This window comes from Sphingopyxis sp., from assembly GCF_051861155.1.
GTDB lineage: Bacteria > Pseudomonadota > Alphaproteobacteria > Sphingomonadales > Sphingomonadaceae > Sphingopyxis.
Genome location: NZ_JBHYDE010000009.1, coordinates 97,327 through 120,758, shown reverse-complemented (window position 1 = coordinate 120,758; position 23,432 = coordinate 97,327). Strand labels below are relative to the sequence as shown.

The window sequence follows — 23,432 nt, the reverse complement described above, 5'->3', positions numbered from 1 at the left end:
CCGCATGAAAAGCCCAGCTCGCGATATCGCGCGCCGCCTCGCCGAAAACGCCGAGGCAGTGTGCCGTCATTATCTCTCGAACGGTCGCCGCGAAGGCCATTATTGGATGGTCGGCGATATGCATAATGTGCCCGGGCGGAGCCTTTATGTTCGGCTCGGCGGCGACGACGGCAAACCGCGGGCCGGGAAATGGACCGATGCGGCGAGCGGCGATCATGGCGATCTCCTCGACATCATCGCCGCGAGCTGCGCCCATGCGAACCTGGGCGAGACGCTCGCCGAAGCTCGCCGCTTCCTGAGCCTGCCTCGTCCCGAGACAGTGCCGCAGGGTCCGCGGCCGCGCCGGGCGCGCCCGGGAAGCCGGGAGGCGGCGGTGCGGCTTTGGGCTGCTTCGAAGGCGGTCGCGGGAACGCCGGTGCGAACCTATCTCGCCGATCGCGAGCTTCGGCAGGTCGGCGACATGCCTGCGCTGCGCTTCCATCCGCATTGCTATTATCGCCGGTCCGACGAAGATGATGTGTCGGTCAAGGCGGCATGGCCGGCGATGATCGCGGCGGTGACCGATCTCGACGGCGCGCTCACGGGTGTCCATCGCACCTGGCTCGACCCCGCCCGCCCCGCCAAGGCGCCCGTCGCCTATCCACGGCGGGCAATGGGGCATCTGCTCGGGGCCGGTGTCCGCTTCGGACTGGCCGGCGAGGTCATGGTCTTCGGCGAGGGCATCGAAACCACATTGTCCCTGCGCGAAATCGCCCCGGCGTTGCCTCTCGTCGCGGGCCTGTCGGCCGCGCATCTCGCGGCGCTCGAATTTCCCGGTCCGCTTCGCCGCCTCTATGTCGCGCGCGACAGGGACGCGGCCGGTCTCGCGGCATATGGCGCGATTGCCGAGCGGTCGATGTCGCTTGGCATCGACGTCCGGCCCCTCGATCCGCGGCTCGACGATTTCAACAGCGACCTCGTCCGCATGGGCCGAAGGGATATGACGGCGTGGGTCCGGACCCAGATGCAGCCGCTCGATGCGATGCGCCTTCTCGGGCGGTGAGAGGGCGCGTTGTCGGCGGATGAGAAGGCACGAGCGGCGTAGATCGAGGGATGGCGCGCCGCGCGATCAGTGCGCGCCGGGCAACTGGGCGGCCGCTTCGCCTTTCAGGGTGCTTTGGACAAGGCCTGCCAGAAAGTCGGCGAAGGGCGCGATATTCTGTTCGCTGCTCGCGGCTTCCAGCGCGGCCATATAATCCTTGCGCCGTTCGACCGGGATGACCGTCCACGGATAGCCGCCGGCTGCGAGCATCAGGTTCATGAGGAAGCGGCCGGTTCGTCCATTCCCGTCCATATAGGGATGGATATAGACGAAGATGAAATGGCCGAGGACGACGCGGACCGAGGCTTCGGTCTCCTCGCTGAGCAGTTCGAAAAAGACCGGCATCGCGTCGCGCACCGCGTCGGGGCTGAGCGGCACATGGAGCGCCCCGCTCAGATAGACCTGCCCGCTGCGATAGCCTGCGAGATCCTTCGCTTCGACGAAACCGAGCTCGACATTGGGACTGAACATCTCGCCATACCAGTCGCCATGGTCGGCGTCGGCGACCTCGCCGGGATTGGCGCCGCCGACGACCTTGCGGACGCTTGCCAGAACCGCCTGATAGGCGAGCCAATAGCCGCGCGCGGCGAGGCCGTTCTTCAGTTCGCGGTCGGCGGCATCGAGGTCGGGATTCCAGGCGCCGGTGCGCACCCGCTCGATCAGGTCAGGGCTCACGCGATACCCCTCGATCGACAGCGAATGATAGGCATCGGTCACATAGACGTCCTGAACGCGCTGGAGATAGGCCTCGACGTCGGCGGGGAGCCCGGGCGCTTTGGGAAAGCGCTCGATGATCGGGCCTCGCATCGCCTCCCACATCAGGCGGATGCGCCCGGCATAAGGGGACCGTTCGCGCAGCGGCATGGCGTTGGCGAGCTTTTCCGCGAAAGGATCGACTTCGCGGACCTGATAGCCAACGCGGTCCATCGCCTTGAGAATGTCGTCGGCGATCCGCCCGCGCCCGATGTTGCGGAAGGCGCCCGCGAGCCGACCGGCAACGACGCTCTGGCCCTTCTGGAGCAGCCGCTCGAGCAGTTCCGACGCATCGCGGATCGTCCCAAGCGCTGCGCGCGCGTCGATCCTGTTCGCGTCGAAATAGCCCGGGCTCGCCGCGATCAGCGCGGCAGGGATCGAGAAGAGCCGAAGCCCGTCCTGCACGACGAGGTCGCTCGCCTCTGGGAGGGCGGCGCGCGTATCGAAGAGCGAGGTGCCGAGCAGCAGGCCGGTTGCCTTGTTTCCGGCCTTCCCAGCACGAACGAGCAGCTGATGCGGCACGGTGCGGTTGCCGGTCTGGAGCGCAAGCGACAGCTCGGGGGTGAGCGACCAGTCGTCGCCGAAGCGGTCGGCGAGATATTGGGCGCAGAAGCTCCAATAGGCGGTGAACCAGATGCCGCTCTCGCCCTGCGCGCTTTCGGGCGGGCTGGCGATGTACCAGCCTTTCATCGCGCTGCGCAGAAAACCATGCTTGAGGAGCAGTTCGCGCTGGGGGCGATCGAGATCCTCGCTGCGGATGGCGATCCGACCCGTCTCCTGCAACTGGTGCAGCGTTTCGAGCGCATTGGCGAGTTTTTCTTGCGGGGTGGCCATGATGCCTCTGGGGTTAAGTTTTAGGTTTTTCTGCTGGATGGTTCTTAGGTTATTATGATGTACGATTTTTAGGTTATTATGCAAGACCAATCTTAGGTTTTTCTGCTGCATCATGTTTAGGTTATCATGCTGGACGATTTTTAGGTTATTGTGCGATACAATTGATCCCAAGAGTTAATTCATAGCTCAAGTCATGCGGGTCACCGCCGGATAGCTTGCCGCAGACCAGACCAAAGCCGAAGAGACCGGCTCCAACGCGCATCGGTCAGACGCGGCCGGGCACCTCGGCACCGTCGAGGATGGCGGCTTTCTATCCGGATGCGGGTTTATCCAGATCCGGAATATACAGCAGTATTTCGGACATCTTCGACCACATCATCGCCTCGCCGAGTATCTGGCCGAGCCTGCCCGGAGCTCAGCCTTCGAATAGCGCGGCGCCGACCCCATATTTCGTGACCAACGCTGTGCCAGGGACAAGCGGCTCGCCATGTTCAGGTGAAAAACAGGGCGATCGACCCCTTTTCCCGGGCGGCCGCGCCTCCGGCCTTCGCTGGAGGGCGACTGCGGCAGCGGGCGCGGGCCGCGCAATGGCTTGGCGTGCGGCTATTTTCCGCCGGGGCTACGCCCCTTTGCATCGCGAAGCAAAATAGCCTTCGCCCGCCATCCTGCGCTGGCGCTTCGGCCGCCTGGGCTCTGCCCATGCGGTGCGGACCCGCACCCGCCGCCGCGGAGACGTCGCCGCGAAGGCCGCGAGAGGCGCGGCCGCCAGACAAGAGAAACGCCATGACCGACCTGTCCGACCTTCCCGAACGCGGCGAGCCGTATGAACCCGGCGCCAGCGCATATCTTCTCCAGGAAATGCAGCTCTACGGTCACCGACCCTATGACGACGAGCCCGACGGGCGGCCGCTGCCCGACGACCGGCTTGCCGGCGGCGCCGTCGCCGACATCTTCGACGCAATGGCGGGCTGTCTGATCGACACGCGCATCGAGCCCGATCTCGAGGATCTGCTCTGGAACATCGTCAATATCTTTCACCGCGCCGGCGAACGCATCGAACGCGACCTCGATCGCAACGAGCAGGCGCAGCGCGAGCAGCAGCGCGAGCAGGACGGCAGCGAAATCCGCTCGGTCGAGCTGGAGCGCAAGATCGCCGAGGGCATCACCATGATCGAGCGCCGCGATACCATGGAATATTTCCGCGAATGCGCCGCCGAACAATTCCGTCTTCACCTCCGCAAGGCGTGGATGCCGCGCACCGGATCGCGCGCGCAGCACAAGGTGATGACCGCGTCGATGATCGACAGCCGTGACTTCATGGACAAACGGCTTCGCGAAAAGGCCGCGGCGCTGATCCCCGAAGGCATCCGCGTTAAGCGCCCGGCCTTGTCGAGCACGCGCACGGCGAGGCTGCGGCGCGCGGCTGCCTTGCCGAGATCTTTGTGGAAAAGGAAATGGCCGCCGGTGTCGGTGTAGCCGCGGGTCACCGACAGATCGAGTGCACCGTCGCGGTCATAGTCGATCCACTGGACGCCATGATCGGCGACGTTGAGCGTCGAGCCTGGGGCCAGGATATTGGCGAAGCCCCTGCCACCGAGGTTGCGGTAGAGCCGGTTCGCCGGCTGTTGCTGGCCCGACTTGCCGGTGTAGGCGGTCACGAACAGGTCGAGCCAGCCATCATTGTCGTAATCGCCCCAGGCGGCGCCCACGGCATGATTATCCTCGGCGAGGTCGAGCTCGGGCGCGACATTTTCGAAGCTGTCGTCGCCCTTGTTGCGGTAGAGGATGTTGACGCCATAGCTCGCGACGAAGAGGTCGAGTTCGCCGTCATTGTCATAATCGCCAACCGCGCAGCCGACGCTGCCTTCGGTGCGCGGACGGCCCGGGCGATCGATGCCGAGCGCGGGGGCGACGTCGGTAAAGCGGTAGCCGTCGTTGCGCCACAGCGCGTCGGTGGCCCCCGACTGGTTGGCGAGGAAGAGATCGAGGTCGCCGTCGCGGTCGTAGTCGAACCAGCAGGCGCCGACGGTCGGGCGCGCGTCGTCGCCGGCCTGATCGGCGGGTAGGTGCGGCGATTGGCGGTGAGTTCGCGCGGATCGGGCGCGCCGCCCGGAAGCGGGAAGTAGAGCGCCCCGGTCACGTCGGTGTTGCGGACGGCGGCCTTCGCCTTCTTGCCTTCGACCGACAGGGTGAACGAGCCGCCGTCGCCGATTGCGAAGCCGTGCGAGACGCTGCCCGAGATGGTCTCTCCATCGCTGCCGCTGCCGTCGCGGCCGTAGCGCTGGCCGGCTTCGAGCGTCGCCTTGCCGCCCGAGTCATTGGTCTTGAGGATGACGTTGATCACGCCGGCGATCGCATCCGAGCCATATTGCGCCGAGGCGCCGTCGCGCAGCACTTCGATGCGTTCGATCGCGCTCGACGGGATGAGGTCGAGATCGACCGGGTTGCCGCCCTGCGACGTTGCGCCCGAATTGAAGTCGATGATCGAGCTGTTGTGGCGGCGCTTGCCGTTGACGAGCACGAGCACATGGACGCCCGAGAGACCGCGCAGGCCCGCGGGGCGCGTCAGGCTGTTGAACGACGAGCTGCCGACCGTCGTCGACTGGAAGGATGGCACGAGCTGGGTCAGCGCGTCGCGCAGCTGCATGCCGCCGCCGAGCTTCTCGAGCTCTTCGCCGCCGATCACATCGATCGGCGTCGGGCTCGAAATGACGGTGCGTCCCTGGCCGCGGGTGCCGGTGACAATGATCTCGGACTGGGATGCGGTCTCACCGGCGTCATCGGCTGCGGCGTCCTGCGCGAACGCGGGCATGGAAACGGCGGCGGCGACGCAGGACGCCCCCACCAGCAGTCTCGTATATGTTTTCATGGTCTTGCTCCTAAACACGGTAAAATGTTCCCCCGATTGAACCTGCTATATTTTCGTTTTTCGCCGGTTTCGGCGCTTATCCTGCGGCCCTCAACTTGTGTTGCGGCGCGGTGTCCTGCGAAAGGGTGTCGAGCCCTTGCCGCAAATCCGCGATGAGGTCATCCACCCTTTCGAGCCCGATGTGCAATCTTAGCAAGGGCCCGGGATAGCTCAGCTTGTGGGTCCGCGCCTTGAGCTGCGGATCGACGGGAATCGCGAGGCTCTCATAGCCGCCCCAGCTGAAACCGAGGCCGAAAAGCTCGAGCCGCTCGACCATCGCGGCAACCGCCGCCTCGGATGCGGGGTGGAGAACCGCGCCGATCAGGCCGCAGATGCCGGTGAAGTCGCGCTTCCAGATCGCATGGCCGGGATCGCCCGGCAGCGCCGGGCACATGACCGAATGGACCTCGGGCTGGACTTCGAGCCATTCGGCGACCTGGAGCGCGGCCGCGCCATGCTGTGCGAGACGGGTGTGGAGCGTGCGGAGGCCGCGGATCGCCATATAGGCGTCGTCGGGCGACACCGCCCAGCCGGTCTCGTAGCTCGACGCCGCGAGCAGTTCGGCGGCGTGGCCCTTGGCTGCGGCAAGCCCCATGAACACGTCCGAATGGCCGCACACATATTTGGTGAGCGACTGTATGCTGACATCGACGCCATGGTCGAGCGGCTTGAAGAGGACGCCAGCCGACCAGGTGTTGTCGATCACCGTCATGATACCGGCTTCCTTCGCCATCGCGGCGATCGCGGGAATATCCTGCATCTCGAAACTCAGCGAGCCGGGGGATTCCAGGAAGATCACGCGGGTCTTCGGCGTGATCATCGCGCGGATCGCCTCGGCGTCGTCGGCCGGGTCGAAATAGCGGGCGGTGACGCCGTAACGCGCGAGCGTGCCGGCAAGGAAACGCCGGGTCGGGTTATAGACGGTGTCGCAGGCGAGCACCTCGTCGCCCGCCGAGAGCAGCGCGAGCAGCGTACCGGTGATCGCGGTGAGCCCCGAGGGGTAGATGAAGGCCTCGTCGGCATTTTCGAGATCGCGAAGCGCGTCGCGCAGCGTGCGCTGGGTCGAAAGGCCGACGCGGCCATAGGTCACCTTGCCGCCGTCGTAGAGCGCCTCGCAGCTCGGAAGCAGCACGGTCGATCCGCGCTGGATGACAGGGCCGGGGGTTCGCTGGAGCGCGTCGCACGGGCTGTCGCCGTGGATGAGCCGCGTCTGCTCGTGAACCGTACTGCAAAGCGTCATTTATCTTTTCTTTCTCAGATGGAATTGGAGTGGAGTTTCTGGCGCTGCGGCGAGGCGCCGTTGCGGTTCGCCGCTACGAGATCGCTGCGGCGGACGACCGAAAGCGCCTTGGCGGCCTTGGTCACATGTTTTTCGATCGCGCTCGTCGAGATGTTGTAGCGGCTCGCCAGGCTCTTCAGGCTCGACCCTTCGACGCGGATCGCAACGAGGATTTCCTGCGTGCGTTCGGGAAGCTGGCTGAGTGTGTCTTCGACCGCGCGGACTTCATCCTTTGCGAGAAGGATGCGCAGCGGTGACATCTCGTCGACCGGATGGTCGGGTTCGTCGAGCTGGCAATGGCAGTCGCTGCGGCGCGTCGTCTGGCGGCGATGGCGGTCGACGAGCGCGGCCTGCGCGGCCTGGAAGAGATAGCATTTGGGATGCGCGATGGCATCGGCGTCGGCGCGGCGCAGGATGCTGAGCAAGACGTCCTGGAGCACGTCGTCGAGGTCGGAGACCGGAACGCGGCGGCGCAGATATTTCCTGAGCAGGGGAAGGTGGGGCCAGAAGGCGTCGATCAGATCCGGGCGGGTTTTCTCTCGGGCCGCGGGCGGAGATGTCTCGACCGGCGGTCGCTCGGCGGGCGGATCGATGAATTCGAACGCTCGCCAGACATCGTCCGACACGACGTTTTCATTCCCATAGTCTGCCCCATAGGCACTGAATGTCATCGTGCGTCCCCTTATGGAGACATTTTATGACACGGATGCCGAGGTGAATTCATCACCGACTTTGAGGCAGATTGATTAAATATTGGGATGTTTGAACTCAAAACTCGCAATTTTGTCGATCAAATGATCTAGTTCCTACATGAACGACGCAGGTTCGGTCGAATCGACTGTCCCTAAGTCGCCTTTGAAATGCAACAATCAGCGCCGGAGCGTGAAACTTCCTCGCGAAATCGCTCTTTGCGCGATGGGGTATTCGGTTCGCACCGCGTCAAAGCCAAGGGGCTTCCCGCGTCGTGGAGGCAGGAGGAGTGGTCGCATGGCGAGAACCTGGCTCATATTGTCGGCGCTGATCGCCGGGCTGGCGCTAGGGGTTGGATGGACGCGGATCGGCCTCGGAGGTCTGGAGGACGCCGTCGCCGTGTCCGATAGCATTGGCGGCGTCTGGCTCGACGGCCTCAGGATGACGATCATTCCGCTCGTCGTATCGCTCCTGATCACCGGGATCGCGAAGACGGTCGACAGCGCCCGCGGCGACCGGGTCGCGATGCGCTCGGTCGTCACCTTCATCGCGCTGCTCTGGATTTCGACCGCGATGGCGGCGGTCCTTGTCCCGGCGCTCCTCGGTATCTTTCCGATGCCCGCCGATGCCGCCCGCTCGCTCGCCGCGAGCCTCTCGACCGGGGCGCATGTTGACGCGCCGACGGTCGGGATCGGGGCCTTTCTGCGTTCGATCGTGCCCACCAACCCGATTGCCGCGGCAGCGAACGACGCGCTGCTACCGCTCATTCTTTTCACCGCGGTCTTCGCGGTCGCGCTCGCGCGGCTCCCCGCCGCGCAGCGCGAGCCGGTGACCGCCTTCTTCGACACCATCGCCAACGCGGTGCTGCTCATCGTCGGCTGGGTGCTCGCGCTCGCGCCGATCGGCGTGCTTGCGCTCGCCTTCGGCGTCGGCGCGCGCGCCGGCACCTCGGCGATCGGCGCGCTCGCCCATTATGTCGTGATTGTCTCGAGCGCGGGTCTTGCCGCCTGGGCGCTCGCCTATCCGGTCGCGGTCTTCGGCGGCCGCGTGCGCCTTCTCGCTTTCGCGAAGGCGGTAGCGCCCGCGCAGGCGGTCGCGCTCAGCACCCAGTCGTCGCTCGCCTCGCTGCCGCCGATGCTGAAAGCGTCGGCCGATCTCGGGGTTGAGCGGTCGGTCGCGCGCGTGTCCTTGCCCGTCGCGGTTGCGATCTTCCGCGTGACGAGCCCGGCGATGAACCTCGCGGTCGCCATCTATGTCGCGCACTGGCTCGGCATCCCGCTCGCGCCGTCGGCGATCGCGGCGGGCGCAGCGGTCGCGGCGATCACGACGATCGGATCGGTGAGCCTCCCCGGGCAGGTCAGCTTCCTGACCTCGATCGCGCCGATCTGCGTCGCGATGGGCATCCCGATCGAGCCGCTCGCGCTGCTTATCGCGGTCGAGATGATCCCCGACCTTGTGCGCACGGTCGGCAACGTGACGATGGATGTCGCCGCGACGACGGCGATCGCCCGGATGGGCCCGGCGCGCGCCACCGCCGATCTTGGCGCCGATGAATTTGCAGCAGGCGAAGGGGAGGCCGCGCTACGGCCCGCTCTCGCGATGGGCGCCGCCGGTGTCCCGAACTTGGATGGAGGAAAATCATGACCCGTGTTTCGCTCGACGATGCCGATGTCCGGATATTGGGGATCCTTCAGGAGGATGCGACGCTATCGGTCGCTGCGGTCGCCGCCAAGGCGAACATGTCGCAAAACGCCTGCTGGCGGCGGATCAAGCGGCTCGAGGAGAGCGGCGTGATCTCGCGGCGCGTCACGATTCTCAACGCCAGTGCGCTGGGTCTCGATCTGACCGTCTTCGTGAGCCTGCGCGCCTCCGAACATAGCGAGGCCTGGCTCGAAATGCTCAACTCGGCGATCCGCGACATTCCCGAGGTGGTCGAATTCTACCGGATGACTGGTGATGTCGACTATCTGCTCAAGCTGCGCGTCGAGAATATGGCTGCCTATGACACGGTCTACCGGCGCATCATCCGTTCGATCCGGCTCACCGACGTGAGTTCGGCTTTCTCGATGGAGGAAATCAAGTTCACAACGGCCCTGCCGCTTACCGCGCGTCCGTCCTGATCGTCAGGACGAACGCGCGGTAAGCGGAGTCAGCGCGCGTAGCGCTTGCCGAGCTCGGTGGCGCGCGAGGTCAGCGGCTGTTCCTTGCCCGCGATGAAGATCGCGGTCGGCTGCGTGAGCGGTTCGAGCGGATCGCCGTCCCAGATCACGATGTCTGCGGCCTTGCCCGGCGCGATCGAGCCCATCTGGTCGCCGACCCCGAAGATGCGTGCCGGCGCGAGCGTCAGCGCCTCGATGCCGGCGGCGTAGGGAAGGCCGCGCGATACCGCGAGCCCGGCATTATAGCGCATCTCGCGGACGCGGTGGCCGGCGTCGTTGCCGCCGATCGCGATCTCGACGCCCGCCGCCTTCAGGATCGACGCATTCTGCAAAGATGCGCCGAGCATGTCGAAGTTCGAGGGAATGTTCGAGGTCGGGTTGATGAGGACCGGAACCTTCGCCGCGGCGATCTCGCCGGCGACGCGCCAAGCTTCCTCGGCGCCGGAGAGGATGATCTTGAGCTTATAGTCGCGCGCGAGTTTCAGCACTTGCTGGATGTCGGCGGCGCGGTGGACGACGACGATCAGCGGCATCGTGCCCGCGAGCACGGGACGGAGAGCGGCGACGTCGGCCTGCGACAGCTCGAAGGGATATTCGTCCCGCGGCGCTTGGCGCGCGAGGTCGAGGATCTGGCGAAGCTGCACGAACTCGGCGGCGCGCGAGCCACCGATGCGCGCGGCGCCGTCCTCGCCAAGCTCGAGCATCATGCCGACGCCGGACCGGTGAAGGATGTTCGCGCCTTCGCCGAGCGAGATCAGCGCCGCTTTGCCCGCGAAGGGCAGTTCGCGTTCCGCGTCGCTGTCGTCATAGTCGGGTATAACGACCGCGTGCGTGACCCCGCCGAGGCGCGCGATCGGGATCAGCGTCGAGGCGGGGTTGAGGCCGTACTGGACGTCGAACGAGGCGCTGATCCCCGAATTATGCGTCTTGTTGTCGACCGATCCGTCGACCGAGCTCACCTCGATCAGGCCGAGCGCGGTATTCACCGCGATGAGGCCGGGCGTGACCGTGGCACCGCGCGCGTCGATCGTCCGCATGCCCGCGGGCACGGCGATGCCGGTGCCCGCAGCGGCGATCCGCCCGTCGCGGACGATCACCGTGCCATTCTCGACCTCGCCGACGGGGCCGGGAGTTACGAGATGCGCGTTGGTGATCGCAAATGTCTGCGCTGCGGCTGTGGGGGCAGCCGCAGCGAGGGCCAGGGCGAGGCCTGTGAAAACTGGGAGCCGTCGTTGCATCTCATTCCTCCCCGACCGGTTGGCCGATTTCAAAATCGCTTCTGTAGCGCGTTGCCGGATCGCTCGTGTCGTGGATGAGCGCGCCGTCGATGAAGACCTTCTCGGCAATCGCATAGACGCTGAACGGATTGTTGCTCCACAGAACGACGTCGGCCATCTTGCCGGGCTCGAGCGAGCCGGTGCGATCGGCGATACCCATGATCTTCGCAGGATTGATGGTGATCCACTTGATCGCCTCTTCCTGCGATATGTCGATTCCCGCGCGGCGTCCGGCCGCGATTGCGACCGCGCTTTCGACGTTGAGGCGCTGGATCAGCCGTTGCTCGTCCGAGTGAATCGCGACACAGACGCCAGCCTTGCTCAAGATCGCGGCATTTTCCTCGATCGCGTCATAGGCTTCCATCTTGAAGCCCCAGCGCGTCGCCCAGGTCGCGACGCAGACATCGTCGGCGACGAGCAGGTCGGCGATCTTATAGGCTTCGACCGCATGATGGAAAGCGCGCGTCTTGTAGCCGAATTCGTGGCCGACATCGAGCATCACCGCCATTTCATCGGCGCGGTAGCAATGGTTCTGCACGAGAATATCGCCCTTGAGCACGCCCGCGAGCGTTTCGAGCCCAAGGTCGCGCTTGGGTGCCTCGGCGGCCTCGCCGCGCGCGCGCTTCTTTTCATAGGCATCGACCTTGCGTCCATATTCGGCAGCGTCGATCCACGCGCGGCGGAATCCGGCGACCTCGCCCATACGCGTGGCGGGGGCGCGGCCGCGGCTGCCATAGCGGCCCTTGGGATTCTCGCCGCACGCCATCTTGAGCGTATAGGGCGCACCGGGAAATTTCATTTGCTGGACGGTGACCGCCGGGATGTTCTTCACGCTGACGCCGCGGCCGCCGAAGAGATTGGCCGAGCCGGGCAGGATGAGCAGGCTGGTAACACCGCCCGCGCGCGCCTTGGTGAAGACGGGGTCCTGCGGCCAGAGCGAATGTTCGGCCCAGACATGCGCCGTATAGGGATCGATATTCTCGTTGCCGTCGGCATGGCCCTCGACGCCGGGGGCGGCGAAGACGCCGAGGTGAGAGTGGGCGTCGATGATCCCGGGGGTCACCCATTTTCCGCGTCCGTCGATGACGCGCGCACCTGCGGGGACGGCGACATCGGCGCCGACCGCGACGATCTTGCCTGCCGCCATCAGCACGGTGCCATTATCGATCCGGGTGCCGGTGCCGGTCAAGACCGACGCGCCGACGATCGCGGTGTCGGCGGCCGGACGCGGCTGATAGGTGCTCGCGAACGGAGCGGGCGCGGGCGCGGCGGCGGGTTCGGCGGGCGGCGGCGTGGCGGTTGCGGGGCGCGCCGACGAGGCGTCGGCTGCGCAGCCCGCGAGGAGCGCGAGCGCGGTGCCGAGAAGTGCGGTGCGCGCGGCGCGGCGGGTGCGCGATGGGGAGGAAATATCGGGGAAATGTCGTGTCACGCCGGGATCACCTTGTGCGAAACGATGGGAAGGGCGGCAATCCGGCCGCCGCGCCGGGGGTGCGCGACGACCGGACGGGAGGTGCGTCAGAAAGTCTTGCGGACGTTGACGTACCAGTAGCGCGGGATCGGCGAATGGAGCGAGCCCATGTAGCCGAACGAGCCCGAATCGATCGGAGGTTGCGCATTGGTGATGTTGCGCACCCCGACGCGCAATTGGGTTCCATCGGTGAACCCGCCTTTAAGGTCATACTGCACGTACAAGCTCGCGGTCGTGTAGGCCTTAACGATCAGGTTTTCTCCGCCGATCGAAATGTCGTTGTCGACGACGCTGCCGGTGTAGCTTACGAAGCCGCCGGCGGTGAATTGCCCCAGCTTCCAGGTAAGCGAGGCCGACCCGCGCCATTTCGGGAAACCGTCGAGGCGAATCTGGTTGCCGCCTTCCGGAATGACCGTGTCGATGTTGATGGCACCCGCCGCGCGCGCATCAAGCAGGACCCTGATGTCGGGGGACACGTCACGAAAATATTTGAGCAGATAGGCCGCGTTGGCAGACATAGTGAAATCGCCGATTCCCGTGTCGCGAAGCCCGACGTTGAGGCCGAAATCGATCCCGCGCACCGTCTGCGGCTCAAGGTTGCGATACTGGTCGTCGACATATTGCACCCGGCCGACCGGTGCGATGCCGGTCCCGGCGAACAATGCGATATCGTCGGCCGTCGGCGCCAGGCGGATCACGGTGGGATCGCTCGACCCCTGAAGGCGAAGGAGATAATCGCTGATGAGCGCATTGCCCTCGCCGAACACGCCGACGATACCCTTCTGCTTGACCTGCCAATAGTCCACCGTGAAGGTCGTGCGGAGTCGACCGGTGTTAAAGGCTGGCGGCTGGAGCACGGTGCCGATCGTCCAGGTGGTCGAGGTTTCCGGCTTCAGGTCGGGATTGCCCGCACGCCGTCCGGTGGTAACAAAACCCTGGGCGCAAGCGTCGAAGCTGGTGATGCGTCCCGCGCGCAGGTCGGCCTCGCAGCGGATGTAATCGGTGCGCGTATTGCCGCGTGTGATGACCGTTGCCTTGGTCTGTTCGAGGTTCGGCGCGCGGAAGCCTTGCGCCCACGAGCCGCGGATGCGCCAGCCATCGAACAAATCCCATGCGGCGGCCACCTTGGGTTTCGTGATGCTGCCGAAATCCGAATAATGCTCGTAGCGGCCCGCGAGCTGCAACTCGAGACTGCGGATCAACGGGATTTCCATTTCGGGTGCGATCAGCGGAACGGCAAGTTCGGCATAGGCGGCGAAGACCGTGCGCGATCCCTTTGTGTCGGGGGTTGGGCTGACACCAAACAGGTCGCTGTCCTGGACGACGCCGGTGACCCTATCGGTCCACTTCATCGTTCCATCGACGCGTTCGTCACGATCATCGAGATAGGAATCACGCCGCAGCTCAAGGCCCAGCGCCATGCCGACATCGCCGGCGGGCAGAGTCAGGAGATCGGCCTTGGACGCCCGGAAGTCCCACTGCGCCAGCGTCGATTTGCCCGCGCGGATCGTCTTGATCGCGATCGCGTCGAGTGCCGCCTGGTTGCTCGGGGTGGTGTCGGGACCGGTCGGATTGGTCGCGCTGCCGCCATTGAACGGATTATAGGCATCGGGCGTCGATAGCGCGAGACTTTGCTGGAGAAGCGTGGCGCTGATCCCGTCTTGGACATCGCGGACTGTCGCTTGCGAGTAGAGCGCGGCCGTTTCCCAGTTGAAGCCGAGCGTCTCGCCGCGAAGCCCCAGCAAGGCCCGGAACTGGCGGTTGGTGACGTCGACGACGGTTGGCCCCATATCGACAAAACGATAGCTTGTGATCGTCACCGGCAGGCCGGCGGCGGGGGCATCGATCCCCGCGAGGCGGTTCGGGTTCAATGTGCCGTTGGCGAAGGTAACCGGGCCAAAGGGGTTCCAGTAGTTCGACGCGGGCACCGTCATCTGGATCGAACCGATCGAGAAGACGCTGTCCTGGATGCTGCGCGTCTTGGCATAATAATAACCAGCCTCGCCGAAGACGGTCAGATTGTCGCTGAGGTCATAATGGCCGTTCGCGAACACGTTGATACGATCCAGTCTGGGGATGATCGAAAGCGGATAATTGGCCTGGGCGTCCCACCTTGTGTTGCGATCCGCGCCGGTCGTGGCACGCGTCGCATCGTCGATACAGATTCCGCCCCCCAGATCGGCCGAGCAGCCACCATTGGCTGTCGGCTGGATCGAAAACACCCCGCCCGTGGTCGTGATGTTGGTCGTTCCGCGGCGCACGCGCACACCAGTGGTGAAATTGCCCCACTGGGACAAAGTGCTGGTATCGTCGAGGCTGTTCGAGCCTGCGAACACAGTCCCTGCGAAATCGTCGAAAAGGCGGTGATCGGACGTCGCGGTATAATCTTGATCCTGCGAGGAAAGCGCCGTGCGGTTGGTGTAGTTGAACAACAGCGAAATATTGCCGCGATTCTCGGCGAAGTCAGTGCCGAGATAGCCCGAGCCGTTGAACTCGCGCAGCCCCGTTCCCTCGGCCCCGCCATATTGCAGCGACAAGCCGCCGCCGTTGACGTTATCGCGAAGGATGGTGTTGACCACGCCCGCCACCGCGTCGGTGCCATAAAGCGCTGCTGCACCGTCGCGCAGCACTTCGACGCGCTGGATGCCGAAAACCGGGATCGAGTTGCTATTATAGGTGATGACCGGCGCCAGCGACGTGCTCGCCTGGCTGCTCGGGTGCTGAACCAGTCGGCGCCCGTTGAGCAGGACGAGGGTGTTGCCGACGCCAAGGCCACGCAAGTCGATTGAACCGACGTCGCCACGCGCGAAGTTGCTGCTCGTCTGGCCATTGCCGCTGTTGAACGACTGGTCGCTCATTTGCGGGATCGATCGCAACAGTTCGTCGCCCGACACTGCGGCGGTTGCCGCAATCTCGTCCTCGCCGACAACGGTCACGGGCAAGGCTTCGGTGATCTTGGTGCCGGCGATGCGGCTGCCGGTCACGACGATATCTTCGCCGCGGGGCGCCGATTGCGGTTCGGTTGCGGCCTCGGTCTCCGCCGCCTGTTCCTGGGCGGCCGCGTTTTGCGCGGCGATCATCCCCATCAACGATGCGGCGGCGAGAATATGCTTGCGGTAGTTCGAATGAGTGCGGTTTGTCATGCCATGTCCCCTTGTTTTCGACCCGATCGGCGCGTCGTCCTCCGTGCAGCGGATGGATTATTGGCCCATCTCATTTGCTGTGACGCAAGTTCCCGATGAAACCCCATCGGGACAGGCGCAGAAAATTTCAACCCGTTGCGCTAGAAGGCAATTTTATGTGGGGGAGCCCATAGCAGCCGTTCCAGAATTGTCTATTGATTTAATCGACAATCTCAATGACGGCATCGACTTCGACCGCGAAATTGAACGGCAGCCGGTAAACGCCGATCGCCGAGCGCGCATGCTTGCCCGCTTCGCCGAAGACATCGACGATGAGGTCGGAGCAGCCGTTCATTACCGTCGGGATCTCGAAGAATTCGGGGCCGGCCTGGACATAGCCGCCGAGCCTCAGGACGCGCGCGATGCGGTCGAGATCGCCATCGGCCGCCGCCTTGAACTGCGCGACGAGGTTGATCGCGCACAGCCGCGCGGCGGTGATGGCGTCAGCGAGGCTGCAGTCGACGCCGACGGTGCCCTTGATGCCGCCTTGCGCATGGGTCGAGAGCTGGCCCGAGATCTGCACCACATTGCCCGAGCGGGTCGACGAGACATAGTTGGCGACGGGCGGGCAGACTTCGGGAAGCTCGATTCCGAGGCTGGCGAGGCGGCTTTCGATATTGGGCATGATCACTCCTTGATTGCGACAGAGGGTAGGTGTTCGGCGGGGGCGGGTTCGCCGGCGGCGGCTTCGCGCGCCATACGGCGGCCTTCCCAGCGGTCGATCACTGCAGCCGCGACTGAGTTGCCGACGACGTTGGTCGCCGAGCGGCCCATGTCGAGCAGATGGTCGACCGCAAGGATCAGCAGCAGCCCGGCTTCGGGCAGCTTGAAATAGGCAAGCGTCGCCGAGATCACGACCAGCGAGGCACGCGGGACGCCGGCCATGCCCTTCGAGGTCACCATGAGCAGGAGCAGCATCGTGATCTGCTGGCCGATGCTCATGTCGATGCCATAGGCCTGCGCGATGAACAGGACCGCGAAGGTGCAGTACATCATCGAACCGTCGAGATTGAAGCTGTAGCCGAGCGGCAGCACGAAGGAGACGATGCGCCGATTGACGCCGAGCTTCTCGAGCACTTCCATCGTCTTGGGATAAGCGGCTTCCGAGCTCGCAGTCGAAAAGGCGAGCAGGACGGGGGTGCGGATGCCGCGGAACAGACCGAAGGCGCGTGCGCCGATGATCGCGAGTGCGGCGAGGAACAGCACGAACCAGAGCACGCCGAGCGAGAGATAGAAGCCGCTCACGAAACCAGCATAGGTTATGAGGACGCCGGGTCCCTGCGTCGCGACGGTCGAGGCGAGCGCCGCGAAGATCGCGACCGGCGCAGTCTTCATCACGAAGCCGGTCACCTTGAGCATGATCGCGGTGACCTGTTCGACGAGCGCGAGCACGGCGGGCGCCTTGTCGTCGATCGCCGCCACCGCCGAGCCCACGAGCACCGAGAAGACGACGATCTGGAGGATTTCGTTCTCGGCCATTGCCTGAACGATAGACTGGGGGACGAGATGCGTGACGAACTGTCTGAGCGAAAAATCGCCCGTCGCAACGACGCCCGCAGCATCGCCGGTGGGCAGGTCAAGCGAGAGGCTCGCGCCGGGCTGGAGCAGGTGAACCATGACGAGCCCGATTGAGAGCGATACGATGGAAGCGCCGATGAACCAGCCCATCGTCTTCGCGCCGACCCGGCCGATTGCGGCGGCGTCTTCCATATGCGCGATCCCCGAGACGAGCGTCGCGAAGACCAGCGGTGCAATAATCATCTTGATTAGGCGGAGGAAAAGGTCGGTGAGGATCGAGAGATTGTCGGCGATTTCGGCGGCGCGCGCGGCCGGGTAGTGCGAATTGACGAACCAGCCCGCCGCGATACCGGCGACCATCGCGAAGATGAGGATGAAGGCGAAAGCTCTGTTCATGACTGTCCCGTTCCGGCTTCGCCCCGGCGGGGGCGTACAGGATGCAGAGACGCAGGCGCGGCGAGGTTCCGCAGCAGCAATGCGGTCGACAAGCGCATTTTGTTTCGACATGGCGGGCGCCGACCGAACGGGTTGGTGGGGAGATCCGCCACTGCTGCGTCAAAGCAAGTCAGGGTGACAATCAGACAATCGAGGAGACGCGCATGGCCAGTTTTCGGAAGATGCTCGTAGCGGGAACGGCAATCGCCGCCGGTCTTGGCTGGGCGGGCCAGTCGGTGCTTGCCGAACCGGGCGGGGACGTCGTCGCGATCACCGGCGCGACGATCTTCGATGCGACCGGCAAGGATCCTTATCGCGGCACGGTTATCGTGCGCGGCGGCCGGATCGAAGCGGTCGGTGCCGACGTCAAGGTTCCCAAGGGGGCGAAAGTCGTGCGCGCCGACGGCAAGGCGCTGCTTCCCGGCTTCATCGATGTTCATACCCATTGGTCGCCGTCGGGTTCGCCCGGGACGCTGCCGCAGATCGCCAACGCCTATCTCGCGAGCGGCGTGACGACGGTGAACGACTTCCACCAGCAGCCCGAGGCCTTCGCGCCGCGCCGCGCCTGGCTCGCCGAAATCTATGCGCCGCACGTCAATTTCGTCGCGCGCATGAGCACGCCGGGCGGTCACGGCGCCGACTGGGGCGACACCAACACCACCAAATGGGTTGCGACCGCTGAGAGCGCGCGGCGCGAGGTGCAGGCGCTCCAGCCCTACCGCCCTGATTATATCAAGGCGTTCGCCGACGGCTGGCGCTATGGGCAGCTCCCCGAAGAAACCTCGATGAATGTCGAGACGCTCGCCGCGCTCGCCGACGAGGCGCACAAGCATGGCCAGCGCGTGCTCACCCACACGGTGACGGTCGAGCGCGGCAAGCTCGCGGCGCAGGCCGGGGTCGATGTCATCGCGCACAGCATCCAGGATGCGGTGCTCGACGCCGACGCGATCGCTCAGATCAAGAAGGCGGGCACCTTCTATGCCCCGACGCTCGCCATCTATCAGTTGAAGCCCGACGAGATGGGACCCGGGCGCAAGGACGATGCCGCGACGCGGCAGCGCATCCGCAAATATGGCTTCGCCGAAGAGAATGTCCGCAACCTCTACGCGGCCGGCGTAACGATCGCGGTCGGGACCGACGCTGGTATCGGCGGCGCGAAGCATGGCGTCTCGACGCTCCAGGAAATGGAGCTGCTCGTCGCGGCCGGCCTGACGCCCAAGGCGGCGCTCCTCGCTGGCACGTCGAACAGCGCGCTCGCGCTCGGCCTTGCGGGCGACCGCGGCACGATCGAGAAGGGCAAGCGCGCCGACCTCGTCCTCATCGACGGCAAGCCCTGGGAGACGATCGGCGACGTCGAGAAGATCGACCGCGTATATGTCGACGGTAAGCTCGTCCATGGCGGCGGCGTCAAGCCGCCCGCGGGCAATCTCGCCACCACGTTGCCCGCATCGCCTGCTGCCGCGCTGATCGACGATTTCGAGCGTCCCGATGGGCGCAGCTCGCTCGACACGCTCCGCCTCACCGACATGGATGGCGGCGTCGAGCGCTCGTCGGTGGTCTCCAACCGCGTCACGCACGCAGGCGGCGACGGCACGGCGCTCGCGTTTGCGGTACAGATGTCGCTCAAGGACAAGCCCGAGGGCGGCGTTCTCGTCCCCTTGAGCCGCGGTTCGGTGCGTCCGGTCGATGCGCGCAAGTTCGCGGGCGTCCGGCTCGATATGCGCGGCGCCGGCCGCTATCTCCTCGTCGTCAACACGCTCGCCGGCGAATTCACCGCGCCGATCGAGGCGAAGGAAGGCTGGTCCGAGCTACGCGTGCCGTTTGCCGCGCTCGTCGCGACCCGTCCGGGCCGCGGCGATGCGCCGTCCTGGCGCGGCGACGATCTGGTACAGGTCGGGGTCGTCGTCCAGCGCGATGCCGGCGCGAGCGCCTGGGGCGAAATCGACAATCTCGGCTTCTACTGACGCGGCGCTCACCGCTTCGGTTGTGACGGGCTCTCCCGTGCGCGGCCTGTGCTCGAATGCGTGCGCGCCGCGGTGACCCCCGCACCGGCATCGCGGTCCGCTGCGGGTCTTTTCGGTCAGAGCGTCTGGAGGAGCCGTTCGACGAGCTGGCGCCGGGGCTCGATCGACGAGATCAGGCAATATTCGTCGAGTGTATGCGCGCCGTCGCCATCGACCCCAAGGCCGTCGAGCGTCGGGATGCCGAGCGCGGCGGTGAAATTGCCGTCGGAGCCGCCGCCGACCATCGGCACCTCGGCGAGCTCGAAGCCGAGCGCCGCGGCTTCTGTCCGCGCCGTCTCGAAGAGCTTGGCGACGCCTTCGCTGCGTTCATAGGCGGGGCGGTTGATCCCGCCGCCCACCTTGAGTGCGACATCGGGTCCGATTGCCTCGAGCCCGAGGATCGCGCGCTCCATCCGCTCGCCCTCGGCAGCATTGGTGATCCGCACATCGACCGCGAAGCGGCACTGGTGCGGCACGACATTGATCGCGGTGCCGCCGCCGACCTTGCTCACCGTCACGGTCGTGCCGCGGTCATAGTCGGTCATATCCTCAACCTTGAGGATCTGCCTTGCCGCCTCGCGGATCGCGCTGCGTCCGTCCTGGTGGCGCGATCCTGCGTGCGCGGGGCGGCCTTCGACCTCGACGTCGAACCAGCCGACACCCTTTCGCGCGGTAACCGCCGCGCCGCCGGGCCGCGCGGGTTCCATCACGAGCACATGGCTCGACCGGCGGCCGAGGTCTTCGACGAGCGCACGCGTGGTCGGGCTGCCGATCTCCTCGTCGGGCGAGAGGAGGAAGCGGATCGGTCGCCCGATCGCGGCGCCGAGGCGCGCGGCGTTGCGAAACGCTATGAGCGCCAGATAAATGCCGCCCTTCATGTCGTAGGCACCCGGACCGTAGAGCTTATCGCCGTCGCGGCGGACCGGAAGCGCGCTCGCGAGCGTGCCGACCGGGTGAACGGTATCGACGTGGGTGACGACGAGAATGCCGGGGCGGTCATTTTCCGGCCCGGCGTGTAGCACCGCGCAATCGCCGAGCCCGTCGCGTCCGGGGATGCGCTCGACCGTGACCGATTCCTCGGCGACTTCGGCGAGGATCATGTCCTGCATGGCGTTGACCGCGGCTGTGTCGTGGGTGGGGCTTTCGAGCGCGAGCCATTGGCTGAGCGTCGCGACCGCTTGTTCGTCTGATGTCATGATGGGCCTTCTTGCTGCTGAGTCGATGCCCGGCCGAAGGGCTTGACGACTCATAGGCGTTGCTGTCATCTCGTTCAACATGACAAATCAAGTTCACATATATGAACGATAGCGTTCGCTCCGCATCGCGCGTCCTCGACCTTCTCGAACTGCTCGCGGGCGCCGAGGACGGGCTGTCGCTCGCCGAAGCGTGTGAGCGGCTCGGCGCGCCAAAGAGCAGCACCTTGATGCTGCTGCGCACGCTCACGGGCCGCGGCTATGCCGTCCGCGGCGAGGGCGATCGCTACCGCCTCAACGAGAATTTCCGCCGTGGCGGTTTCGGCTGGGGCGGGCAGGCAGCGCGGCTCGTTGCGGTCGCCGAGCCGGTGCTGCGCGAGCTGGCCGACGCCATCGGCGAGACTGCAATTCTCGCCACGCTCACCGAAAAGGGGATGGTGCGGCTCCTCGCCAAGGCGGTGACCTACGAAAATATCCGATACGACATCGACCTCGGGAAGGAATTGCCCGCCTATTGCACCGCGATCGGCCGCGTCCTCCTCGCGCAGATGCTGCCCGAGGCGCGCGCGCGCTTTCTCGACCGTATCGATCCGGTGGCGGTCACTCCGCACAGCCTGACCGACCGCGCCGCGATCGAGGCGCGGATCGACGAGGCGGCGCGCGAGGGCATATCGGTCGTTGCCGAGGAATATGCGCTTGGCGGGACCGGCGCGGCGGTGCCGATCCGGCTCGCCGATGGCAGCGTTGTCGGTGCGGTCAACGCGGGCTGCATCTCGCCGCGCTTCGTCGGCAAGGAAGAGGCGATAGCAGACGCGCTGCGCGCTGCGGCCTCGGTCATTGCGGCGCGCCTCGACAATCGCGGCGCCGCATGAGCGGGCGCGTCCTCGTCTGCGGTGCGGGCGCGGTCGGCGGCGCGGTCGGCGCAGCGCTCGTCGATGCGGGCCATGATGTCGAATTCGTCGACATGGACGGGGATCATGTCGCGGCGCTTCGCGACCCCGAGCGCGGTCTCGTCATCGAAGGTCCGGTCCGCTCGCGGGCGGGCCCGGTGCGCGCCTGGCGTCCCGATGAGCTTGCGGGGCGATGGGACAAGGTCATGATTTGCGTGAAGGCGCACCACACCGCCGCCGCTGCGACGATGATCGCGCCGCATCTTGCCGACAACGGCTGCGTGCTCACCTTGCAGAACGGGCTCGCGGCGCGCCTTGCCGCCGATGTGCTCGGGCGCGACCGCGTCGTCGTCGGCTTCGTCAATTTCGGGGCCGACCGGACCGGTCACGGCAGGATCATGCTCGGCAACCGCGGCGCGGTGGCGCTCGGCGAATGGGACGGACGGACGACCGTTCGCCTCGGCGAGCTCTTCCGCTTGCTCGGCGATTTCGAACCCGATGTGATCGCCACCCCCGACATCTGGGCCTTCATCTGGGGCAAGCTCGCTTATGCCGCGCTGCTCTTCGGCGAGGCGACCGCGACGGCAGGCATCGCCGCGACGCTCGACCGCCCCGAACTGCTTCCGCTTTGGCGCAAACTCGCGGGAGAGGCGATCCGGACGGCGCGCGCCGAAGGCGTCGAGCCCGCCGGATTCAACGGGTTCGACCCCGATGCGTTCGGGCCGCGGTCGCGCGCCGCCGAGAGCGCCGCGAGCATTCGCGCGATCGCCGACTTCTACCGTGGCGGCGCCAAGCCGCATTCGGGCGTCTGGCGCGATCTCGCCGTTCACCGCCGCAAGACCGAGGTCGATGCGCAGCTCGGCATGGTCGCGGACATCGCGGCCGCGCGCGGTATCGCCACGCCCGCCCTGTCGGGGCTGATCGCGCTCATCCATCGGATCGAGACTGGCGCGGCGGTCCAGGACGACGTCCATCTCGCGGAGCTCACCGATGCCCTCGTTGTCTGATCTTGCGGGTCGCACCGTCGCCGTCAGCGGCGTCGGATCGGCCTTTGGCGTCGCGATTGCAGAGGCTTTTCGCGAGCAGGGCGCCAGGGTGTATGGATGCGACCTCGATCCCGCTGGCTTTGAGGCGCTGGTCGCGATGGGCATCGGCTGCGCGGTGGTCGATCTTCGCGACCGCGCGGCGGCGGCGGACTGGATCGAGGCGGTCGCCGGCGAGGCGGGGAGCATCGATATCCTCGTCAACAACGCGGGCGGCGTCGCCGGCCAGCAGCACCAGTCCTTCGAGACGCTGTCCGATGCCGACTGGGATATTGTCCTCGACATCAATCTCAACGCGGCGATGGCGCTGTCGCGCGCTGCCACACGGCATATGGCGGCGGCGCGATCGGGCGCGATCGTGAATATCTGCTCGGGCGCGTCGCTGCGCGCATCGCTCACCGGCATCCAGGCCTATTGCGCCGCGAAGCACGCTCTTCTCGGACTGACCCGGCAGCTCGCGCACGAACTCGGACCGCAGGGCATCCGGGTCAATGCCATCGCACCCGGACTCGTGCTCACCGGCGAGGCGACGCGCCGCCAGTGGGACGCTTATGGCGCAGAGCGGCAGGCGGATATTCTCGGCGGCATCGCGATGCGCCGGCTTGGCGGCGCGGAGGACATAGCGCGCGCGGCGCTGTTCCTTGCCTCGGACTGGGCGGGGTTCGTGACGGGGCAGATATTGACCGTCGACGGCGGCATCCGGTGAAGGAGCGAGCGAT

The 23,432-nt window shown here is 65.9% G+C and carries 17 protein-coding genes and 2 pseudogenes; 8 read left to right on the top strand and 11 right to left on the bottom strand.

The genetic code is table 11. The annotated features are described in order from the left end of the window. The first annotated feature begins 4 nt into the window (after positions 1–4). Positions 5–1,042, top strand: a complete 1,038-nt coding sequence (locus ACTIFP_RS15815; protein ID WP_439569670.1) for a DUF7146 domain-containing protein — start codon at positions 5–7, stop codon at positions 1,040–1,042. Positions 1,043–1,108: 66 nt separating this feature from the next. On the opposite strand, the gene ACTIFP_RS15810 is transcribed toward ACTIFP_RS15815, so the two are convergent. Beyond that, positions 1,109–2,668 (bottom strand): Fic family protein, encoded by a 1,560-nt coding sequence (locus ACTIFP_RS15810; RefSeq protein ID WP_439569669.1) that lies wholly within the window; start codon positions 2,666–2,668, stop codon positions 1,109–1,111. Positions 2,669–3,451: 783 nt separating this feature from the next. Here ACTIFP_RS15810 and ACTIFP_RS15805 point away from each other — a divergent pair. Then, positions 3,452–4,144 (top strand): hypothetical protein, encoded by a 693-nt coding sequence (locus ACTIFP_RS15805; RefSeq protein ID WP_439569668.1) that lies wholly within the window; start codon positions 3,452–3,454, stop codon positions 4,142–4,144. A gap of 239 nt (positions 4,145–4,383) precedes the next feature. Here the strand turns inward: ACTIFP_RS15805 and ACTIFP_RS15800 are convergent. The 4 genes and pseudogenes from ACTIFP_RS15800 to ACTIFP_RS15785 form a co-directional block, all read right to left on the bottom strand. Further along, positions 4,384–4,617, bottom strand: a pseudogene (locus tag ACTIFP_RS15800) (FG-GAP repeat domain-containing protein); the annotation flags it as partial. A gap of 404 nt (positions 4,618–5,021) precedes the next feature. Next, positions 5,022–5,480: pseudogene (locus ACTIFP_RS15795) on the bottom strand (TonB-dependent receptor plug domain-containing protein); the annotation flags it as partial. 133 nt (positions 5,481–5,613) lie between these two features. After that, on the bottom strand, positions 5,614–6,816 hold the full coding sequence (gene metC, locus ACTIFP_RS15790) for a cystathionine beta-lyase (RefSeq protein WP_439569667.1): 1,203 nt from the start codon (positions 6,814–6,816) through the stop codon (positions 5,614–5,616). A 14-nt stretch (positions 6,817–6,830) separates the two neighbouring features. Then, positions 6,831–7,526 carry an RNA polymerase sigma factor gene (locus ACTIFP_RS15785; protein ID WP_439569666.1) on the bottom strand — a complete coding sequence of 232 codons (696 nt, stop codon included), beginning with the start codon at positions 7,524–7,526 and terminating at the stop codon, positions 6,831–6,833. A gap of 316 nt (positions 7,527–7,842) precedes the next feature. Here ACTIFP_RS15785 and ACTIFP_RS15780 point away from each other — a divergent pair, with 316 nt between their 5' ends. Together ACTIFP_RS15780 and ACTIFP_RS15775 are read left to right on the top strand one after the other, a co-directional pair. Then, positions 7,843–9,189, top strand: a complete 1,347-nt coding sequence (locus tag ACTIFP_RS15780; RefSeq protein WP_439569665.1) for a dicarboxylate/amino acid:cation symporter — start codon at positions 7,843–7,845, stop codon at positions 9,187–9,189. Further along, positions 9,186–9,665, top strand: coding sequence for an Lrp/AsnC family transcriptional regulator (locus ACTIFP_RS15775; RefSeq protein WP_439569664.1), 480 nt, complete (start codon positions 9,186–9,188; stop codon positions 9,663–9,665). Before ACTIFP_RS15780 ends, ACTIFP_RS15775 begins: the two co-directional genes overlap by 4 nt. A gap of 29 nt (positions 9,666–9,694) precedes the next feature. On the opposite strand, the gene ACTIFP_RS15770 is transcribed toward ACTIFP_RS15775, so the two are convergent. From ACTIFP_RS15770 to ACTIFP_RS15750, 5 genes are all read right to left on the bottom strand, one after another. Beyond that, positions 9,695–10,942 carry an amidohydrolase family protein gene (locus tag ACTIFP_RS15770; RefSeq protein ID WP_439569663.1) on the bottom strand — a complete coding sequence of 416 codons (1,248 nt, stop codon included), beginning with the start codon at positions 10,940–10,942 and terminating at the stop codon, positions 9,695–9,697. A 1-nt stretch (position 10,943) separates the two neighbouring features. After that, a complete protein-coding gene (locus ACTIFP_RS15765; protein ID WP_439569662.1) occupies positions 10,944–12,410 on the bottom strand; it encodes an amidohydrolase in 1,467 nt (488 codons plus the stop codon). 86 nt (positions 12,411–12,496) lie between these two features. Beyond that, positions 12,497–15,592 carry a TonB-dependent receptor domain-containing protein gene (locus tag ACTIFP_RS15760; RefSeq protein ID WP_439569661.1) on the bottom strand — a complete coding sequence of 1,032 codons (3,096 nt, stop codon included), beginning with the start codon at positions 15,590–15,592 and terminating at the stop codon, positions 12,497–12,499. A gap of 199 nt (positions 15,593–15,791) precedes the next feature. Continuing rightward, a complete protein-coding gene (locus ACTIFP_RS15755) occupies positions 15,792–16,256 on the bottom strand; it encodes a RidA family protein (RefSeq protein WP_439569660.1) in 465 nt (154 codons plus the stop codon). Positions 16,257–16,258: 2 nt separating this feature from the next. After that, complete coding sequence (locus ACTIFP_RS15750; RefSeq protein ID WP_439569659.1) at positions 16,259–17,545, bottom strand: dicarboxylate/amino acid:cation symporter; 1,287 nt, start codon at positions 17,543–17,545, stop codon at positions 16,259–16,261. A 203-nt stretch (positions 17,546–17,748) separates the two neighbouring features. Between ACTIFP_RS15750 and ACTIFP_RS15745 the strand changes: the two genes are divergently transcribed. Further along, positions 17,749–19,548: an amidohydrolase family protein gene (locus ACTIFP_RS15745; protein WP_439569658.1), complete on the top strand. Its 1,800-nt coding sequence runs from the start codon at positions 17,749–17,751 to the stop codon at positions 19,546–19,548. Between the two features lie 116 nt (positions 19,549–19,664). On the opposite strand, the gene ACTIFP_RS15740 is transcribed toward ACTIFP_RS15745, so the two are convergent. Beyond that, positions 19,665–20,783: a M20 family metallopeptidase gene (locus ACTIFP_RS15740; RefSeq protein WP_439569657.1), complete on the bottom strand. Its 1,119-nt coding sequence runs from the start codon at positions 20,781–20,783 to the stop codon at positions 19,665–19,667. Between the two features lie 101 nt (positions 20,784–20,884). On the opposite strand from ACTIFP_RS15740, the gene ACTIFP_RS15735 reads away from it, so the two are divergent. The 3 genes from ACTIFP_RS15735 to ACTIFP_RS15725 are packed head-to-tail and all read left to right on the top strand — an operon-like array spanning position 20,885 to position 23,419. Next, on the top strand, positions 20,885–21,652 hold the full coding sequence (locus ACTIFP_RS15735; protein ID WP_439569656.1) for an IclR family transcriptional regulator: 768 nt from the start codon (positions 20,885–20,887) through the stop codon (positions 21,650–21,652). Then, complete coding sequence (locus ACTIFP_RS15730; protein WP_439569655.1) at positions 21,649–22,677, top strand: ketopantoate reductase family protein; 1,029 nt, start codon at positions 21,649–21,651, stop codon at positions 22,675–22,677. Before ACTIFP_RS15735 ends, ACTIFP_RS15730 begins: the two co-directional genes overlap by 4 nt. Continuing rightward, complete coding sequence (locus ACTIFP_RS15725; RefSeq protein ID WP_439569654.1) at positions 22,661–23,419, top strand: SDR family NAD(P)-dependent oxidoreductase; 759 nt, start codon at positions 22,661–22,663, stop codon at positions 23,417–23,419. The genes ACTIFP_RS15730 and ACTIFP_RS15725 overlap by 17 nt, the downstream gene beginning before the upstream one ends. Positions 23,420–23,432: the final 13 nt, after the last annotated feature.

Coding starts and splice junctions, on each gene's coding strand:
- ACTIFP_RS15780 (WP_439569665.1), top strand. CDS start 7,843: ATGGCGAGAACCTGGCTCATATTGTCGGCGCTGATCGCCGGGCTGGCG.
- metC (WP_439569667.1), bottom strand. CDS start 6,816: ATGACGCTTTGCAGTACGGTTCACGAGCAGACGCGGCTCATCCACGGC.
- ACTIFP_RS15725 (WP_439569654.1), top strand. CDS start 22,661: ATGCCCTCGTTGTCTGATCTTGCGGGTCGCACCGTCGCCGTCAGCGGC.
- ACTIFP_RS15735 (WP_439569656.1), top strand. CDS start 20,885: ATGAACGATAGCGTTCGCTCCGCATCGCGCGTCCTCGACCTTCTCGAA.
- ACTIFP_RS15805 (WP_439569668.1), top strand. CDS start 3,452: ATGACCGACCTGTCCGACCTTCCCGAACGCGGCGAGCCGTATGAACCC.
- ACTIFP_RS15770 (WP_439569663.1), bottom strand. CDS start 10,942: ATGCAACGACGGCTCCCAGTTTTCACAGGCCTCGCCCTGGCCCTCGCT.
- ACTIFP_RS15785 (WP_439569666.1), bottom strand. CDS start 7,526: ATGACATTCAGTGCCTATGGGGCAGACTATGGGAATGAAAACGTCGTG.
- ACTIFP_RS15775 (WP_439569664.1), top strand. CDS start 9,186: ATGACCCGTGTTTCGCTCGACGATGCCGATGTCCGGATATTGGGGATC.
- ACTIFP_RS15810 (WP_439569669.1), bottom strand. CDS start 2,668: ATGGCCACCCCGCAAGAAAAACTCGCCAATGCGCTCGAAACGCTGCAC.
- ACTIFP_RS15740 (WP_439569657.1), bottom strand. CDS start 20,783: ATGACATCAGACGAACAAGCGGTCGCGACGCTCAGCCAATGGCTCGCG.
- ACTIFP_RS15760 (WP_439569661.1), bottom strand. CDS start 15,592: ATGACAAACCGCACTCATTCGAACTACCGCAAGCATATTCTCGCCGCC.
- ACTIFP_RS15755 (WP_439569660.1), bottom strand. CDS start 16,256: ATGCCCAATATCGAAAGCCGCCTCGCCAGCCTCGGAATCGAGCTTCCC.
- ACTIFP_RS15750 (WP_439569659.1), bottom strand. CDS start 17,545: ATGAACAGAGCTTTCGCCTTCATCCTCATCTTCGCGATGGTCGCCGGT.
- ACTIFP_RS15730 (WP_439569655.1), top strand. CDS start 21,649: ATGAGCGGGCGCGTCCTCGTCTGCGGTGCGGGCGCGGTCGGCGGCGCG.
- ACTIFP_RS15745 (WP_439569658.1), top strand. CDS start 17,749: ATGGCCAGTTTTCGGAAGATGCTCGTAGCGGGAACGGCAATCGCCGCC.
- ACTIFP_RS15815 (WP_439569670.1), top strand. CDS start 5: ATGAAAAGCCCAGCTCGCGATATCGCGCGCCGCCTCGCCGAAAACGCC.